The organism is Pseudoxanthomonas beigongshangi, from assembly GCF_016820515.1.
Taxonomy (GTDB): Bacteria; Pseudomonadota; Gammaproteobacteria; order Xanthomonadales; family Xanthomonadaceae; genus Pseudoxanthomonas_A; species Pseudoxanthomonas_A beigongshangi.
In genome coordinates this window covers 225619-241696 of sequence record NZ_JADHDV010000001.1, presented here as the reverse complement: position 1 = coordinate 241696, position 16078 = coordinate 225619, and the positions used below count along the sequence as shown (strand labels likewise).

Genomic DNA, 16078 nt, shown 5'->3' with positions numbered 1-16078 from the left:
CTCAATACCCCCATGCCCGCTTCCGCTTCCACCCGGCTGCGCGTCGCCATCGTCGGCGCCGGCTATGTCGCCACCCACCACCTGGCCGCGCTCAAGCGCCTGGATTTCGTCGACGTGGTCGGCATTTGCGACAGCCAGCTGCCGGCGGCGCAGGCGCTGGCCCAGCGTTTCGGCGTGGCGCGCGCGGCCGCGCGCCTGGAGGATCTCGCCGACGCGCAGCCGCAGGCGGTGTACGTGCTCACCCCGCCTTCGTCGCACCCGGCCATCGCCCTGGCGGCGCTGGACATGGGCTGCCACGTGCTGGTCGAAAAGCCGATGGCAGACAGCGTGGCCGATTGCGAAGCGATGATAGCCAGCGCCCGCAGCCGCGGCCTGCTGCTGGGCGTGAACCATTCGGACCTGTTCGACCCGGTGCTGATGCAGGCCCTGCAGGCCGTGCGCGACGGCCAAATCGGCGAAGTGGTGTCGGTCGACATCATCCGCAATTCCGAATATCCGCCCTACGCCGGCGGCCCGCTGCCCGGTTCGGTGACCCAGGGTTCCTATCCGTTCCGCGATCTCGGCGTGCACGGCCTGTACACCATCGAGGCGTTCCTCGGCGACATCGAACATGCCGAGGTCGCATTCCAGGCCCGCGGCGCCGATCCCAACCTGCACTTCGACGAGTGGCAGGCGCAGGTGCGCGCCGCGCGCGGCACCGGCCGGCTGCTGCTGTCCTGGAACGCGCGGCCGATGGAAAACCGCGTGTTCGTGCGCGGCACCCGCGGCACCATCGAGGTCGATCGTTTCCTGCAGACCTGCCGCGTCCACCGCGTGCTGCCCGGCCCGAAGTTCATCGGCATCGTCGCCAACTCTTTCATCAGCGCGTTCAAGGACGTGTTCCGGATTCCCTGGAACGTGGTGCGCTTCGCCACCGGGATGCTCAAGCCCTCGCCCGGCATCCGCCACGGCGCGCAGGCATTCGCGCAGGCCGCGCGCGATGGCGCCGCACCGCCGTTCACCGGCGAGGACGCGCTGCGCATCGCGCGCCTGCTGGAACCGCTGTGCGCCGAACCGGATCGCCAGCGCCTGGCGCTGCTGGAAAGCCGCTACACCGAATTGCCGCCCGTCGATGCGCTGGTCACCGGCGCCGCCGGGTTCCTCGGCCGCCGGCTGGTCGCGCGCCTGCGCGCCGAGGGCCGCAGCGTGCGCGTGCTGGTGCGTCGTCCGGTCGCCGCCTATGCACAGGATCCCGGCGTGCAGTCGGTGATCGGCGACCTGGGCGACCCGCGCATCGTCGACCACGCGGTCAAGGGCGCGGGCGTGGTCTATCACGTCGGCGCGGCCATGCGCGGCGGACCGCGCGATTTCGAGGCCGGCACGGTGTGGGGAACACGCAACGTCGTCGACGCCTGCCTGGCCCATGGCAGCCGCCGTCTGGTCTACGTCAGTTCGATGAGCGTGTTCGATCACGCCGGCCGCGCGCCGACCGCGGTGATGAACGAATCCTCCGCCTATGAACCGCATCCGGAATGGCGCGGCGCCTACACCCAGACCAAGCTGAGCGCCGAGCGCCATGTGCGCGAGGCGATCGAGCGCCAGGGCCTGCCGGCGGTGATCCTGCGGCCCGGCCAGATCTTCGGCCCGGGCGCGGAAAAGGTCACCCCCAACGGCGTCATCGGCCTGGCCGGTCGTTGGGTCGCGGTGGGCAGCGGCGCGCAGACCCTGCCGCTGGTCTACATCGACGACGTGGTGGACGCGCTGGTGCAGGCGGCCGACGCGCCCGGTGCGCCCGGCCGCATCTTCAACATCGTGGACACCTCCGCCGTCACCCAGGAAGCCTACCTGCAGCGCGCGCAGCGCAAGCTGGGCGGCGAACTCAAGCGGCTGCGGGTGCCGGTGGGGATTTTCATGCTGCTGGGCTGGGGCGTGGAACTGCTGGGCAAGCTGCTCAAGCGCGACGTGCCGTTGACCCGCTACCGCGTGCGTTCGCTGCGGCCGCTGGCCAATTTCGACACCACCGCCGCGCGCGAACAGCTGGGCTGGACGCCGCGCGTGGGCGTGGAGCAGGGGCTGGATGCGACGTTCGGTTGACCGCGTCGCGTTCCTTCCCGCTCCTTCCGCCGATGCGCGCCCGCGTGGCACAGCTCTTGCATCACCCGCCCTGATCCCGCGCGGTCGCGCGGGGTCGTGGTGACGCCTCTCCACGGATACGAGAAACCCGCGATGCTCTCGCCCGCCACCCGCTCATTCGAAGTCCGCCTGGAGCCGCTGCCGGATCTCGAGGTCCTGCGCCTGCGCTGGGAGGAGCTGGAAAGCCGCTCCTACTGCAGCGTGTTCCTCAGCTGGCTGTGGATCGGCACCTGGCTGAAGCTGATCTGCCCGCGCAGGACCGCGCGGCTGGCGTCGGTCTACTTGAACAAGCGCCTGGTCGGGCTGGGCATCGTCACCGCGCGCCGCCGTTTCTTCGGCCTGGGACCCACTCACCTGCGGCTGCACCAGGTGGGCGACCGCGCGCTCGACAGCCTGACCATCGAATTCAACGGCCTGCTCAGCGAGGCCGGACTGGAAAGCGACACCCTGGTGGCATTCGTGGATCACCTGCATCGCCACGAGCGTCATTGGCTCACCCTGTTCCTGCCGGGCATCGAGGTCGATCGCATTCCGCTGGAACAGATGCGCGCGCCGGATCTCCGCCTGCGCATGTTCAAGCGGCCGACGCCGTACATCGATCTGACCGGCCTGCGCGAAGACCACGGCCTGTACCTGTCCAGCGTGCTCGGACGCAACACCCGCGCCCGCGTGCGCCGCACCGCCCGCAGGCTGGGCGAACGCTGGGGCGAACTGCAGGTGGCCGTGGCGGCCACGGCCCAGGAGCGGCTGGCGTTCTTCGATGGCCTGGTCGCGCTGCATCAGGCGCACTGGACCGCCGAAGCCGGTGAACAGGGCGCGTTCGCCGATCCGCGCATCGTCGCCTTCCATCGCCAGCTGATCGCCGACTCCGAGCCCGGACATGGCGCGCAACTGCTGCGCTTCCAGGCCGGCGGGCATGTGGTCGGCTATCTCTACCACTTGGTGTCGCGCGGCGTGGTCTGCTTCTACCAGGCCGGCATCGACTACCCGCGCATCGGCGACTGCGGCAGTCCCGGACTCCTGTTGCTGACCGAAGCGGTGCAGCACGCGATCCAGGAGGGCCAGTCGCGCTACGAACTGATGGCCGGCGACATGGACTACAAGCGCGTGCTGGCGATGGCCGAAGGCCGCATGGCCTGGCTGTCGGTGGATCGCGTGGGCCTGCGCACGCGGGTGATGGATGCATTGCGCGGCCGCAAGCATGGAACCGTGCCGGCATGACCGCCACGGTCGCCCTGGATCCCTGGGATCGCCTGCAGGCCGCCGACTTCGCGGAATGGGAGGCCCTGGCCGGCACCAGCGCGGCATCCAATCCATTCCTGATGCCGGGCTTCGTGCAGGCGGCGGCGCGCTGGTTGACGCCGCACACCCCGCCGACGCTGCTGCGCGTGCGCGACGGCGGCGGCGCACTGATCGGCCTGGCCTGCCTGGAACGCCGGCGGCCCAACCTGTTCGTGCCGCTGCCGCACTGGCGCGGCTATCGCCATGCGCACGCGTTTCAGTCCGGGCTGCTGCATGCGCCCGGCGCCGCCGAGACGGTCGCCGCCGCGATGATCGATCTGATGGCGCAGCCGCGGTCGCCGGCCCCGGTACTGCTGTTGCACAACCTGGTGGCCGAATGCCCGCTGTCGGCGGCGCTGTGGGCCACCCGTGATCCACGCCTGCAATGGCACGAAACCCGGCGCTTCCAGCGACCGGTGCTGCGCGCCAGGGCGGGGATCTCCACCGCCGCGCGCATGCGCGCTTCGGTGCTCAAGGATCTGCGTCGACGCCTGCGCCGCCTGCAGGACCAGGGCGAAGTCGCCACCCGCATCCTGCAGGGGGGAGATGCCGACCAGGCCGCGGCCGAACGGCACCTCGCGCTCGAGCACGCCGGCTGGAAGGGCGAGGCCGGCAGTTCGCTGCATGCCAGCGCGGCCCAGCGCGGCTTCTTCCTTGAAATGGCGGCGCGGCTGGCGCCGACCGGCGCGCTGGTGTTCGTCGAGACGTTGTGCGCGGGCAAGGTCATCGCCTCGACCAGCAACCTGATGTCGGGCCAGGTCCTCAGCGGCTTCAAGACCGGTTGGGATCCCGAGTATCGCCAGGCCAGCCCCGGCCGGCTCAATGAGTGGCAGCTGTTCGAAGCGATGCATGCGCGCTGGCCGCACCTGCGCCAGTTCGACAGCCAGGCGCAGGAAAACTCCTACCTGGCCGAGCTGCTGCCGGATCAGCAGGTCATGGTGTCCGGCGTGCTCGCCGCCGGATCCGCGGCCAATCGCTGGCTGTCGGCGGCGCGCGCACTGCGGCCGTTGGCGTACCGGCTGGGCCACGACGACTGAAACCCGCCGTCCGCACGCACCGGCGGCTCAGGCGATCTCGGTGCGATGCCAGGCGCGCTCCTCGGCGCTCAACCACAGCAGGCGCTTGTGCGGATGCAGCGCCGTGGGCGCCGGCAGCAGCGTCGGCGGCTGGCTCCGCCACAGCAACCGCCCACCCAGCATCAGGCTGCACACGGTCGCGAACGGCTTGAAGCCCATCGTCCGGTGCGCACGCAGCGACGGACGATTGATGTAGCTGACATCGGACAGGTACTCCAGCGGCGCGGATTCCACCGTGCTGCCGATCGCCATCATCGCCAGCAGCAAGCGGCGGCCGCGACGGCGCGGCACGACGTAGGCATCGCGCAGCCAGACCTGGGTCCTGTCCAGCGGAAACAGCCAGCCCATCTCGTCGAAGTAACGCGGCACCCCGTGCAGCGCCCAGAACCAGGCGATCACTTCATCGCCCTCCTCGATCGCGAAACAGCGGAAACCGCGCTCGAAGCGCCGGCGCAGGCGCGCCGGGTCGCCGGTGCGGCCCTGCTGCCGGTACACCTTCGACAGCCGCGCCTCGTCGCCCAACCTCAGCTCGACGAACCGCTGCTCCGGTGCCAGCGGATTGTCGCCCGCGCTGCCGGCTTCGCGTCGCAACAGCACGATGGTATTGAAATCGAACATCCCCTTCCTTCCCCTTCGGCTTCCCTGGAAGCCATGATTCCGCATGCGCGGGGCGATCGCCCCGCACCACCCCGTTCTTCAACCGCGCAACCAGCGTCCCAGCAACGGCAACCGTCCCAGGCCCGCCGACTGCAGCAGGTTCCCCAGCAACCCGCCGCCAAAAACGCCCAGCGCCACCGGATAGGCCAGCACGCCGGTGGCCACTTCCAGCAGCAGCTGCGCGGCGGCCGGCACCTGGCCGGCGATCAGCGCGCGCACGCCCCACACCGCCAGCGCCATCGCCACGCAAGCCAGCACCACCCGTGACAGCGGCGACCACAGGCGTCCGAGCCGCACGCCATCGCGATGGCAGGCCTGGACGGTCAGCAACCACTGCACCAGCATCGCCACCCCGACCGCGAAAGCCGCCGCCATCACTCCCCAACGCGCCAGCACGGCAAACGCGGCCAACAGCACGGCCATCGTCGCGACCTCGATCCACATGAGGATCGCGTTGCGGCCGAGCGAGGTCAGGAACGAGGACAGGATGTAGCTGCCCGGTCCCAGCAGGAGCATGAAGGCCAGCACGCCCAGCAGCGGCGCGACCAGCGCCCAGGTCGGCGGCAGCAACGCGGCGACCAGGGTCGGCGCGACCATCGCCAGGCCCGCCGCCATCGGGCACAGCAGCACCGCCGCCACCACCAGCGCGTTGACGATCAGCGGCGCGCGCGCCGCCGGTTCCGCGCGCACGATCGCCGGCACCATCACCGTGCCGATATGGCCGCCGACGTAGACCGCAGGCAATTGCGCCAGGTTGAAGGCCATGCCATAGGCGCCGGCGTCATGCGCGCCGACCAGCCGCAGCATCAGCGGCTTGTCCCAGTAGCGCCCGCCCTCGGCAAGGGTGATTTCGCCGGTGATCGGCGCGCCGAACCGGATGATGTCGCGCACCCGCGCCCAGCGCAGGCGGGCCGGCGCCAGCCAGCTGCGCCAGCCGGTGCCGGTGATGGTGATCCCCGCGATCACGCAGGACTGGGCGATGAAACCCAGGATCATCGCGCGACCGCCGAGATTGGTCGTGCTCACCAGGGTCACCGCGACGGTGGCGTAGGCCACGTCTCCCAGCGCGGTGGCCATGGCGATGCGCCCGAACCGCAGTTCGCGCGCCAGCAGCTTGTCGGGGATCGCGCCCAGCCGGCGGATGCCGATGCCCAGCAGGGCACCGGGCAGGTAGGCCGCCAGGTTGGGCGCCTGCAGCCAGCCGGCCAGCCACGGCGTGGCCCACCAGGTCGCCGCGATCACCAGCGAACCGGCCAGCAGGTAGAACACGCTGGCGGTGAAGATCGCCTCGCGCCCCTCGCCGCCGCGCACCATCACGTACTGGCCGCAGCCCCAGGCTCCGATCCAGTTGCCGGTCAGCGCGATGATGGTGGCGACCGTCACCTCGGCGACGATGTCCGGACTCAGGTGGCGGGCGATCAGCAGCGTGCCCAGCAACCCGACGGCGCGGCCGGCGAGGCCGGCGCCAATGCTCCACGCGGCGGCGGAAACGATCTTGTGCCTGTCCTTCAAACCCCGTCCCCACCCCGCCCCGCGTGGGCGCCATCGTACGTGCTCACGCGGTCTCCAGGCGCATGCCGCGCCGCTTCCACTCCGAGCGGATCCAGCGCATCGCCGGCCTCTCTACCCCGTGGCTCAGCAGCACGGCCAGGGCGAACGCCACCCCCACCGCCGCGCCGCAGGCGGCCAGGCTCGGCACGCCCAACTGCTCCAGCCGGTAGATCACCGCAAAGCCGATCGCCTGGTGGATCAGGTACAGCGAATAGGACAGCGTTCCCAGCCAGGCGAAGAAGCGCACATTGAGGAAGCGCAGCCAGCCAAGGGTGAAGGCGATGAAGATCGCGCAGCAGACCGTGCCCACCAGCAGGAACACCGGCCGCTCGCCGACCGCGATCGCCAGCAGGCACAGCCCGATCATGGTCGCGTTCAATCGCCATTCCTCCGGATTCTGGCGGATCCGGTAGAACAGGATGCCCATCGCGAAGAACGGGATGAAGCGCAGGATCAGCAGTTCGCGCAGCACGTAGGAAAAGTGCCAGCCATTCTTCTCGCACAGCCCTTCGATGGCGGCCAGCACCAGCCAGCCGGCGATGATCCAGTGGATCCGCTTCAGCAGCCCCAGCATGTACCAGAGCAGCATCTGCGCGTAGAAGAAGAGCTCGATCTGCAAGGTCCAGTACGAACCGTCCAGGTGCTCGCCGCCCAGGAACTCCTGGCACATCGTCAGGTTCAGCGCCCAGTCGTGCAGCGACAACTGCTGCAACGGCAGGCCGATCGAATAGACCACCAGGCTGGTCAGGGCCAGCGCCGCCCAGTAGGCGGGAAACAGCCGGGAAAATCGGGAGACCACGAAATCCATCGCGGTCCGGGTCCGTTCCAGGGTCATGAAGATGACGAAGCCGCTGATCAGGAAGAACAGTTGCACTCCGTACTTGCCGGCCAGCAGGTCCAGCGGCATGCCCCCCGCATGGCCTATCTGCTCCGTGTACCGCGTTGTGTAGTGGTAAGCCATCACGGCCACGGCGGCGATGCCCCGCAGGGCATCCAGCTCCACCACGCGCACGGAAGGCGAATTTTCGCGGACCACTTCAACTCCCGGAACCGGTTCACTGCATGGTCGATATAACGCTAGCGAGTCCCGCAACAGGCCAGTTCCCGGCATCCGGCCGAGGCGGGGCGACATGCGGCTGCTGATCGTCACTTCGCAGTTCCCGATTGCCGGCGAGCCCAACCGCGGCCGCCCGATCTACCAGACCGTGCGCGAGCTTTCGCGGCTGGCACAGGTGCGCGTGCTCAGCCCGGTCGCCACCTATCCGCGCTGGGCGCAGCCGCGCAGCTACCTCTACCGGGCCTCGGACGAGCACCACAGCGTGCCGGGCTGCGACGTCGAATACGTGCGCTACCCCGCCCTGCCGGCGGTCAGCCGCCCGTTCAACGGCCGGCTGTGCGCACGCGCCATCGCCGCGCCCTTGCGCGCCTTCGCGCCGGACCTGGTGCTGTCCTACTGGCTCTATCCGGATGCTTACGGGGCGATGCTGGCCGCGCGCCAGGCCGAAGTGCCGCTGGTGGTGGGCGCGCGCGGCTCGGACCTGCGCGTGCGCGACGCCATCAGCCGCCGGCTGACCCGCCCGGTGCTGCATGCCGCCCGCCGCCTGCTGGTGGTCAGCGAGGATCTGGGCCGGGTCGCCGAACGCGACTACGGTGCCCATCCGGACCGCATCCGCGCCATCCCCAACGGCTGCGATGCGTCCATCTTCCATCCGGCCGACCGCGCCGAGGCCAGGCGGGCGCTGGATCTGCCCGCGGACGCCGAAGTGGTCACCTACGTGGGCCGGCTGGTGCCCGAGAAGGGACTGCGCGAACTGCTCGCCGCCGCCGGCGCGCTGCGCGCCAGCCGGCCGCGCCTGCAACTGGTGCTGGTGGGCGAAGGCCCGATGCACGCGGAACTGGCGGCGCTGGCCGTGGCCGGCGAGCTGCCGGTGCGTTTCGCCGGCACGCGCCCGCCGGCGGAAGTCGCGCGCTGGATGTGCGCCTCCGATCTGGTCACCCTGCCCAGCTATTCCGAAGGCCATCCCAACGTGCTGGTCGAGGCGCTGGCCTGCGGCCGGCCGGTGGTGTCCACCCCGGTCGGCGGCATTCCCGAGGTGGTCGACGCGGCCAGCGGCGTGCTGGTGCCGGCGCGCGATCCGGCCGCCTTGGCCGAGGGCCTGCGCGAAGCGCTGGAGCGCGACTGGGACGAGGCCGCCCTGGCGCGCCGCTTCTCGCGCGACTGGCGCCAGGTCGCCCAGGACACCCTGCTGGCCTGCGAGGAAGTGCTGGCCGAAGCCCGGGGCGAGCGTGCGCTGTACGCCGCCGGTTCCACCTGATTCCGCCGCGAAGGAGACCCGACCATGTGCGGAATCGCAGGTTTCAGCGGCGCTGACGTGACCCCGGACGGCGCCCGCCCGGCACTGGAAAGGATGATCCATCCATTGGCCCATCGCGGCCCGGACGGCTTCGGCTTCCACGCCGAACCCGGCGCGGCGCTGGCGCATGCGCGGCTGTCGATCATCGACCTGGCCACCGGCGATCAACCGATCCACAACGAGCGCCGCACGGCGTGGACGGTGTTCAACGGCGAGATCTTCAACTACGTGGAACTGCGCCGGGATCTGGAAGCCCGCGGCCACCGCTTCTACACCCACTCCGATACCGAAGTGATCGTGCACCTGTACGACCGCTACGGCGACGATTTCGTCCAGCACCTCAACGGCCAGTTCGCGATCGCCCTGTGGGACGGCGAACGCCGGCGGCTGGTGCTGGCGCGGGATCGCGCCGGCATCCGTCCGCTGTACCACGCCCATCGCCATGGCCGGGTGTGGTTCGCCTCGGAAGTGAAGTCGCTGCTGGCGGTACTGCCCGAATGCGCGCAGCTCAATCCGCGCGCGCTGATGCAGACCCTGACCTACTGGGCGCCGGTGGATCCGGACACCCTGTACGACGGCGTGCAGAGCCTGCCGCCGGGTTGCCTGCTGAGCATCGAGGCCGACGGCAGCCAGCACCTGCGTCCCTACTGGAACTGGACGTTCCCGGACGCCGCCGAAACCTCGCCATCGCGCTACCCGCTGTCGGTGGAACAGGCCACCGCCGAACTGCGCACGCTGCTGGTCGACGCGGTGCGCCTGCAACTGCGCGCCGACGTCCCGGTCGGCGCCTACCTGAGCGGCGGCCTGGATTCCTCCGGCATCGTCGCGCTGATCAAGGGGTTCACCGACACGCCCGTCCGCACTTTCTCGGTCGCGTTCGAGGACGGCGAGTTCGACGAGAGCGAACACCAGCAGGCGATGGTCCGCCACCTCGGCACCGATCACACCACCCTGCGCTGCACCCGCCGCGATATCGGCGAAGCGTTCCCGCGCCTGATCCGCCACACCGAGACGCCGGTGCTGCGCACCGCGCCGGTGCCGTTGATGCTGCTGGCCGGCAGCGTGCGCGAACACGGCTACAAGGTGGTGCTGACCGGCGAAGGCGCCGACGAGGTGTTCGGCGGCTACGACCTGTTCAAGGAGGCCAAGGTGCGCCGGTTCTGGGCGCGGCAACCGGATTCCCGCCTGCGCCCGCGCCTGCTGGAACGCCTGTACGGCTACCTGCGCAACTCGCCGGTCAGCCACCCGGGTTTCGCCCAGTCATTCTTCGGCCAGGGTATGGAGCACCTGCACCGGCCGGTGTTCGCGCACGTGCCGCGCTGGACCACCTCGCAGCGCGCGCTGGGATTCCTCTCGCCGGATCTGCGCGCGGCCTCCACCAGTTGGGATCCGCTCGACGCCTACGAGCAGACCCTGCCACCGGAGATCATGGCGTGGAGTCCGCTGGCGCGCGATCAGTACGTGGAGGCCAAGTCGCTGCTGGCCGGCTACCTGCTGTCCTCGCAGGGCGACCGGGTGGCGATGGCCAATTCCATCGAAGGCCGCTTCCCCTATCTGGATCACCGGGTCATCGAGTTCGCCAACCGGCTGCCGCCGAGCTTCAAGATCCGCGGCATGACCGAAAAGTACCTGTTGCGCCGCGCGCTGGCGGATCTGCTCCCGGCCGACATCGTGCAACGTACCAAGCAGCCTTACCGCGCGCCGGACAGCCAGAGTTTCTTCTTCGACGGAAAGCCGCTGGACTACGTCGCCGAACTGCTCGCGCCAGCCTCCATCCGCGACGCCGGCTACTTCGAACCGCAGGCGGTGTCGCGGCTGGTGGAGAAATGCCGGCAGGGCCGCGCCACCGGTTTCGCCGACAACCAGGCGTTCGTCGGCATCCTCTCGACCATGCTGGTGCACCGCCAGCTCAACGAAACGCGCACCGCCCCCCACGCCCATCGCGCCACCGACGCGCCGCTGGCCGTCCCGGCGGGCTGAGCGCACCCACCCGATCACGGAGCCGACATGCACTGGCGAGTCAAAGGAATGGTCCAGAAAGTGCTGGGATATCTGCCCGGCGGCCATACCCTGCATTTCCACCTGCAACGCCAGTTCGGCGGCCTGCAGGACTTCGAGCGCGAACTGTCGGTGAAGATCGACGACTGGGCGATCATGGCAGGCCACCTGCGCGATGCCGGCGCGCCGTTCGCCGGCATGCGCGGTTTCGAGATCGGCACCGGCTGGTACCCGACCTTCCCGTTCGCCTGCTACCTGGCCGGCGCGGCGCGCATCACCACCTACGATCTGAACACCCACCTGCGCCGCGACCTGACCGAGCGGTGCGTGGCCACGCTGGAGAAATTCCTGCCGCGCATCGCCGAAGCCGGCGGCGCGGATCCGCATGCGGTGCGCGAGCGTTACCTGCGCCTGCGCAACCGCCTGCTGGCCGGCGATTCGCTGGAAGCGGCCACCGACGGCGTGATCCAGTACCGCGCCCCGGCTGACGCCACCCGCACCACCCTGGCCGACGGCGAGGTCGACGTGGTGTTCTCCAACAGCGTGCTGGAACACGTGCCGCCGGAAGTCATCGGCGCGATGTATCGCGAGTCGATGCGGATCCTGGCGCCGGGCGGCATCATGTTCCACTCAGTCAACTGCGGCGATCACTACGCCTACGTGGATCGCGAGATTCACCAATTGCACTACCTGCGCTATTCCGATCGCCAGTGGCAACGCTGGAACAACGCCTTCCTGTACCAGAACCGGCTGCGCGCGCACCGCTTCGTCGATGACGCCCGCGACTGCGGCTTCGCCATCGTGCTGGACACCTCGAACGCGCGCCCGGAGCGCCTGCGGCAACTGGCGGCCACGCCGGTGCATCCGCAGTTCGCCGGCATTCCGCCGGAACAGCTTTGCATCACCAGCGTGGACTTCATCGCGCGCAAGCCCGCCATGGCGGTAGCGCCGGCGGTGGCCGCCGCGATCTAGCCGCCCGGCGCACCCGCGACGCCCGCCGGCGGCGCGATCCGCAACAGCTTGCCGTCCGGCGCGTCCACCAGCACGTACAGCGCGCCGTCCGGTCCCTGGCGCACATCGCGGATGCGCTGGTTGCGCTCGCCCAGCAGGCGCTCTTCGTGCACCACCTTGTCGCCGTCCAGCTCCAGCCGGATCAGCTGCTTGGTCGCCAGCGCGCCCAGGAACAGGTTGCCCTGCCACTGCGGGAACAGGCCACCGGTGTAGAACGCCATGCCGCTGACCGCCGGCGATTTCTCCCAGACGTAATGCGGATCCTCCATCCCCGGCACGCTGCGCCCGCGCGCACCTTCCACCGGCTTGCCGCTGTAGTCGATGCCATGGGTGGCCAGCGGCCAGCCGTAGTTGGCGCCCGGTCGCGGCAGGTTGATCTCGTCGCCGCCCTGCGGGCCATGCTCGCTGGTCCACAGTGCGCGGGTGACCGGGTGCAGCGCCGCGCCCTGCATGTTGCGGTGCCCGTAGGACCAGATTTCCGGGCGCGCGCCGGCCTTGCCCACGAACGGGTTGTCGTCCGGGATGCGCCCGTCCGGCCAGATCCGCACCACCTTGCCCTGCAGCTTGTCCAGTTCCTGCGCGGCGGCGGCGGCCACCCGGTTGTCGCCCTGGGTGACGAACAGGTGGCCGGCGTCGTCGAACACCAGCCGCGCGCCGACGTGGGTGCCATGCGAGAGCTTGGGTTCCTGCCGGTACACCACCTCCACGTCCTTGATCTGGTCGCCCTCCAGCCTTCCGCGCGCCACCGCGGTGCCGGCCTTGTTGCCACGGAAGGTGGGTTCGGCGAACGCCAGATAGACCCAGGGCTCGCGCGCGAACTGCGGCGACAGCGCCACGTCCAGCAGCCCGGCCTGGCCGTCGACGAAGATGTCGGGCAGTCCGCCGATGGGCGCGGACACCTCGCCGTCCGCCGCGATGCGGCGCAGCCGGCCCGGGCGTTCCGTAATCAGGATGCCGCCATCCGGCAGGAAGGCCAGCGCCCAGGGGTGTTCCAGTCCGGTGACCAGTTCGGTCACGGTGTAAGCGCCCTTCTCCGAAACGTAGGGGACGGGGGTCGCCCCGCGGACCACGTGGGGCTGCACGGAAGGCGCCGGCGCATCCTGGCGGCAGGCCGCCAATCCCAGCAGCAGAACCAGTGGCAGACGGCGCATCGCGAGCTTCCCCGGCGTGAAGACCGCCGCGATGGTAACACCGCCACCAACCACGCCAACGCCACCGTACGGACTGGCCGGATGCCCGCCGGGCTTGCGTTTTCAATGACAGCAAGCGAAACCGCCACAGGGGACCCCCATGCAGCAGAAACAACAGATCAAGCAGTTCATCCTGGAGAACTTCCTGTTCTCGGATGACCCCACCGCCATCGGGGACCAGGATTCGCTGATTCGCGGCGGCATCATCGACTCGACCGGCATCCACGAGCTGATCTTCTTCCTGGAGGATCAGTTCAAGCTGCAGATCGTGCCGGAGGAAATGACCCCGGCCAACTTCGACACCATCGACACGGTGGACGAGTTCGTCACCCGCAAGCGGGCCGGCTGATCCATCGCCGATGGAAACCCTCTGCTCCCGGGTCGAACGCGTGGCGCGCGATGTGCCCGCGCGCACGGCCCTCGTCGACGGCGATCGCCACGCCGACTACGCCGGCTTCTGGCGGCAGGCGCGTCGGTTCGCCGCGCGCCTGCGCGAGACCGGCCTGCGCGACGGCGATCGGGTGGCGATCATCCTGCCCAACCGCATCGAGGCCGCGGTCGCCTGCTACGGCATCTGGCTGGCCGGCGGCATCGCGGTGCCGCTGAACGCGCAGGCGCGCCTGCGCGACTTCCTGCCCTGGCTGCAGCACTGCGGCGCACGCCACGTGGTGCATGAAGCCGCGCATCGCGATGTCGTCGAGGCGATCGCGCAGTTGCCCACGCCACCGGCCTGCACCGCGCTGGAAGACGGACAAGCGCTGGTGGACGGGAACGCTGGCGAACCGCCGCCCACCACATTGCTGCCGGAAGCCTCGGATCCGGCGCTGCTCCTGTATACCTCCGGCACCACCGGCGCGCCCAAGGGCGTGATGCTCACCCACGCCAACCTGTTGGCCAACGCACAGGCCATCGTGGATTACCTGCGCCTGGATGCTTCCGATCGCGTGCTCAGCGTGCTGCCGTTCTACTACGCCTATGGCGCATCGGTGCTGCATACCCATCTCATCAGCGGCGCCTGCGTGGTGCTCGGCCCCGGCCTGATGTTCCCGCACCTGGTGCTCGACGCCATCGAGCAGGCCGAAGCGACCGGCTTCTCCGGCGTGCCGTCCACTTTCGCCCTGCTGCTGGAGCCGCTGGCCGCGCGTGCGCGTCCGCTGTCCAGCCTGCGCTATCTCACCCAGGCCGGTGGCGCGATGTCGCCGGCGTTGACCCGCCGGGTACGCGAACTGCTGCCGACGCCGCGGTTGTACGTGATGTACGGGCAGACCGAGGCGACCTCGCGGATCAGCTGGCTGCCACCGGAACGGCTGGACGACAAGCTCGGTTCGGTCGGCATCCCGGTGACCGGCGTGCAATGGCGGATCCGCCGCGAGGACGGCGTCGCCGCGGCGCCCGGCGAGGATGGCGAAGTCTGCGTGCGCGGCCCGAACGTGATGGCCGGCTACTGGAACAATCCCGAGGCGACCGCGCAGGTGCTGCGCGACGGCTGGCTGCACACCGGTGACCTCGGCCACCTGGATGCGGACGGCTTCCTGTACCTGCAGGGCCGCCGCAGCGACATGATCAAGACCGGCGCCCACCGCGTGCACCCCACCGACGTGGAAGAGGTCATCGCCGAGTTGCCCGTCGTCCGCGAGGTCGCGGTGGTGGGCGTGGACGACGAAGTGATGGGGCAGGTCATCCGTGCCTTCGTCGTCGCCGCCGGCGAACTGCCGCCCCGCGCCGAGGACCGCATCAAGGCGCACTGCCGCGCGCGCCTGGCCCCGTACAAGATTCCCCGACAAGTCACCTTCGTCGACACCCTGCCCCGGACCGCCTCGGGCAAGGTGCGACGCTTCCAACTGATGGAGCAGACCGCAACGCCATGAGCAGCCTCGACCGCCACGTCCTCGACATCGACTACGAACAGGAAGCCGATCGCATCGCCGCGCGCCTGCGTGAAATCACCGCGCGGCAACTGCACCGGCGCGGCCTGGTGGTCGCCATTTCCGGCGGCATCGACAGCTCGGTCAGCGCCGCGCTGGCCGTGCGCGCGCTGGGCCCGGACCGCGTGTTCACCCTGATCCTGCCGGAACGCGACTCCTCCGACGACAGTGCGGTGCGCGCTCGCCTGCTGGCCGAACACCTCGGCGTGCGCACCGAGACCGTCGACATCGCGCCGGCACTGGAAGCCATAGGCTGCTACCGCGCGCGTGACCAGGCGGTGCGCAACACCCTGCCCGAGTACGGCGAGGGCTGGAAGTTCAAGATCGTCATCGACGGCGGCACCGAAGGTCGCATCAACCGCTTCCGCCTGATCGCCGAATCGCCGGATGGCCAACGCCATGAACGCGAACTGGCGCTGGCCGATTATCTGGCCATCGTCGCCGCGACCAATTTCAAGCAGCGCATTCGCAAGACGCTGGAATATTTCCACGCCGATCGCCTCAACTACGGCGTGGTCGGCACGCCCAACCGGGTCGAATACGACCAGGGCTTCTTCGTCAAGAACGGCGACGGCTCCGCCGACGTCAAGCCCATCGCCCACCTGTACAAATCGCAGGTGTACGGCATGGCGCGCCACCTGGGCCTGCCCGAGCGCGTTTGCGCGGCGATTCCCACCACCGACACCTACAGCCTCAGCCAGGGCCAGGACGAGTTCTACTTCGCCCTGCCCTACCAGCAGATGGATCTGGCGTTGTGGGCGCTCAACCACGCCCGTCCCGCCGGCGAACTGGCCACCGCGCTGGGCATCACCCCGGCGCAGGCCGAGGCGGTCTACGAGGACATCCGCAACAAGCGCCGCACCACCCGCTACCTGCACATGGCACCGGTGCTGGCCGGCGACGTGCCCGAGCTGGACTGATCC

At 69.8% G+C, this 16078-nt stretch carries 13 protein-coding genes; 9 read left to right on the top strand and 4 right to left on the bottom strand.

The window, feature by feature from the left end:
- Positions 1-12: 12 nt before the first annotated feature.
- The 3 genes from IQ458_RS01075 to IQ458_RS01065 all read left to right on the top strand — a co-directional run bounded on the left by IQ458_RS01075 (position 13) and on the right by IQ458_RS01065 (position 4430).
- Positions 13-2073: an NAD-dependent epimerase/dehydratase family protein gene (locus tag IQ458_RS01075; RefSeq protein ID WP_192197587.1), complete on the top strand. Its 2061-nt coding sequence runs from the start codon at positions 13-15 to the stop codon at positions 2071-2073.
- A gap of 132 nt (positions 2074-2205) precedes the next feature.
- Positions 2206-3333 (top strand): GNAT family N-acetyltransferase, encoded by a 1128-nt coding sequence (locus IQ458_RS01070; protein ID WP_203321636.1) that lies wholly within the window; start codon positions 2206-2208, stop codon positions 3331-3333.
- Entirely contained in the window at positions 3330-4430 is a 1101-nt protein-coding gene (locus tag IQ458_RS01065) for a GNAT family N-acetyltransferase (RefSeq protein WP_203321635.1), read from the top strand. Before IQ458_RS01070 ends, IQ458_RS01065 begins: the two co-directional genes overlap by 4 nt.
- Positions 4431-4457: 27 nt before the next feature.
- On the opposite strand, the gene IQ458_RS01060 is transcribed toward IQ458_RS01065, so the two are convergent.
- The 3 genes from IQ458_RS01060 to IQ458_RS01050 all read right to left on the bottom strand — a co-directional run bounded on the left by IQ458_RS01060 (position 4458) and on the right by IQ458_RS01050 (position 7713).
- On the bottom strand, positions 4458-5087 hold the full coding sequence (locus tag IQ458_RS01060) for a hypothetical protein (protein WP_203321634.1): 630 nt from the start codon (positions 5085-5087) through the stop codon (positions 4458-4460).
- Between the two features lie 78 nt (positions 5088-5165).
- Positions 5166-6638, bottom strand: coding sequence for an oligosaccharide flippase family protein (locus tag IQ458_RS01055; RefSeq protein ID WP_203321633.1), 1473 nt, complete (start codon positions 6636-6638; stop codon positions 5166-5168).
- 43 nt (positions 6639-6681) lie between these two features.
- Complete coding sequence (locus IQ458_RS01050; protein WP_192197583.1) at positions 6682-7713, bottom strand: acyltransferase family protein; 1032 nt, start codon at positions 7711-7713, stop codon at positions 6682-6684.
- 94 nt (positions 7714-7807) lie between these two features.
- Here IQ458_RS01050 and IQ458_RS01045 point away from each other — a divergent pair, with 94 nt between their 5' ends.
- Genes IQ458_RS01045 through IQ458_RS01035 form a run of 3 tightly spaced genes read left to right on the top strand, consistent with a single transcriptional unit; the run spans position 7808 to position 12001 of the window.
- Positions 7808-8992, top strand: coding sequence for a glycosyltransferase (locus IQ458_RS01045; protein ID WP_203321632.1), 1185 nt, complete (start codon positions 7808-7810; stop codon positions 8990-8992).
- Between the two features lie 24 nt (positions 8993-9016).
- Complete coding sequence (asnB, locus tag IQ458_RS01040; protein ID WP_183642583.1) at positions 9017-11011, top strand: asparagine synthase (glutamine-hydrolyzing); 1995 nt, start codon at positions 9017-9019, stop codon at positions 11009-11011.
- A gap of 48 nt (positions 11012-11059) precedes the next feature.
- Positions 11060-12001: a class I SAM-dependent methyltransferase gene (locus IQ458_RS01035; protein ID WP_203321631.1), complete on the top strand. Its 942-nt coding sequence runs from the start codon at positions 11060-11062 to the stop codon at positions 11999-12001.
- Here the strand turns inward: IQ458_RS01035 and IQ458_RS01030 are convergent.
- On the bottom strand, positions 11998-13191 hold the full coding sequence (locus IQ458_RS01030) for a PQQ-dependent sugar dehydrogenase (RefSeq protein WP_203321630.1): 1194 nt from the start codon (positions 13189-13191) through the stop codon (positions 11998-12000). The two genes, IQ458_RS01035 and IQ458_RS01030, sit on opposite strands and share 4 nt — an antisense overlap.
- Positions 13192-13330: 139 nt before the next feature.
- Here IQ458_RS01030 and IQ458_RS01025 point away from each other — a divergent pair, with 139 nt between their 5' ends.
- The 3 genes from IQ458_RS01025 to nadE are packed head-to-tail and all read left to right on the top strand — an operon-like array spanning position 13331 to position 16075.
- Positions 13331-13579: an acyl carrier protein gene (locus IQ458_RS01025; protein WP_183642589.1), complete on the top strand. Its 249-nt coding sequence runs from the start codon at positions 13331-13333 to the stop codon at positions 13577-13579.
- A gap of 10 nt (positions 13580-13589) precedes the next feature.
- A complete protein-coding gene (locus tag IQ458_RS01020) occupies positions 13590-15098 on the top strand; it encodes a class I adenylate-forming enzyme family protein (protein ID WP_203321629.1) in 1509 nt (502 codons plus the stop codon).
- Positions 15095-16075 carry an NAD(+) synthase gene (gene nadE, locus IQ458_RS01015; protein ID WP_203321628.1) on the top strand — a complete coding sequence of 327 codons (981 nt, stop codon included), beginning with the start codon at positions 15095-15097 and terminating at the stop codon, positions 16073-16075. Before IQ458_RS01020 ends, nadE begins: the two co-directional genes overlap by 4 nt.
- The last annotated feature ends 3 nt before the right edge of the window (positions 16076-16078 follow it).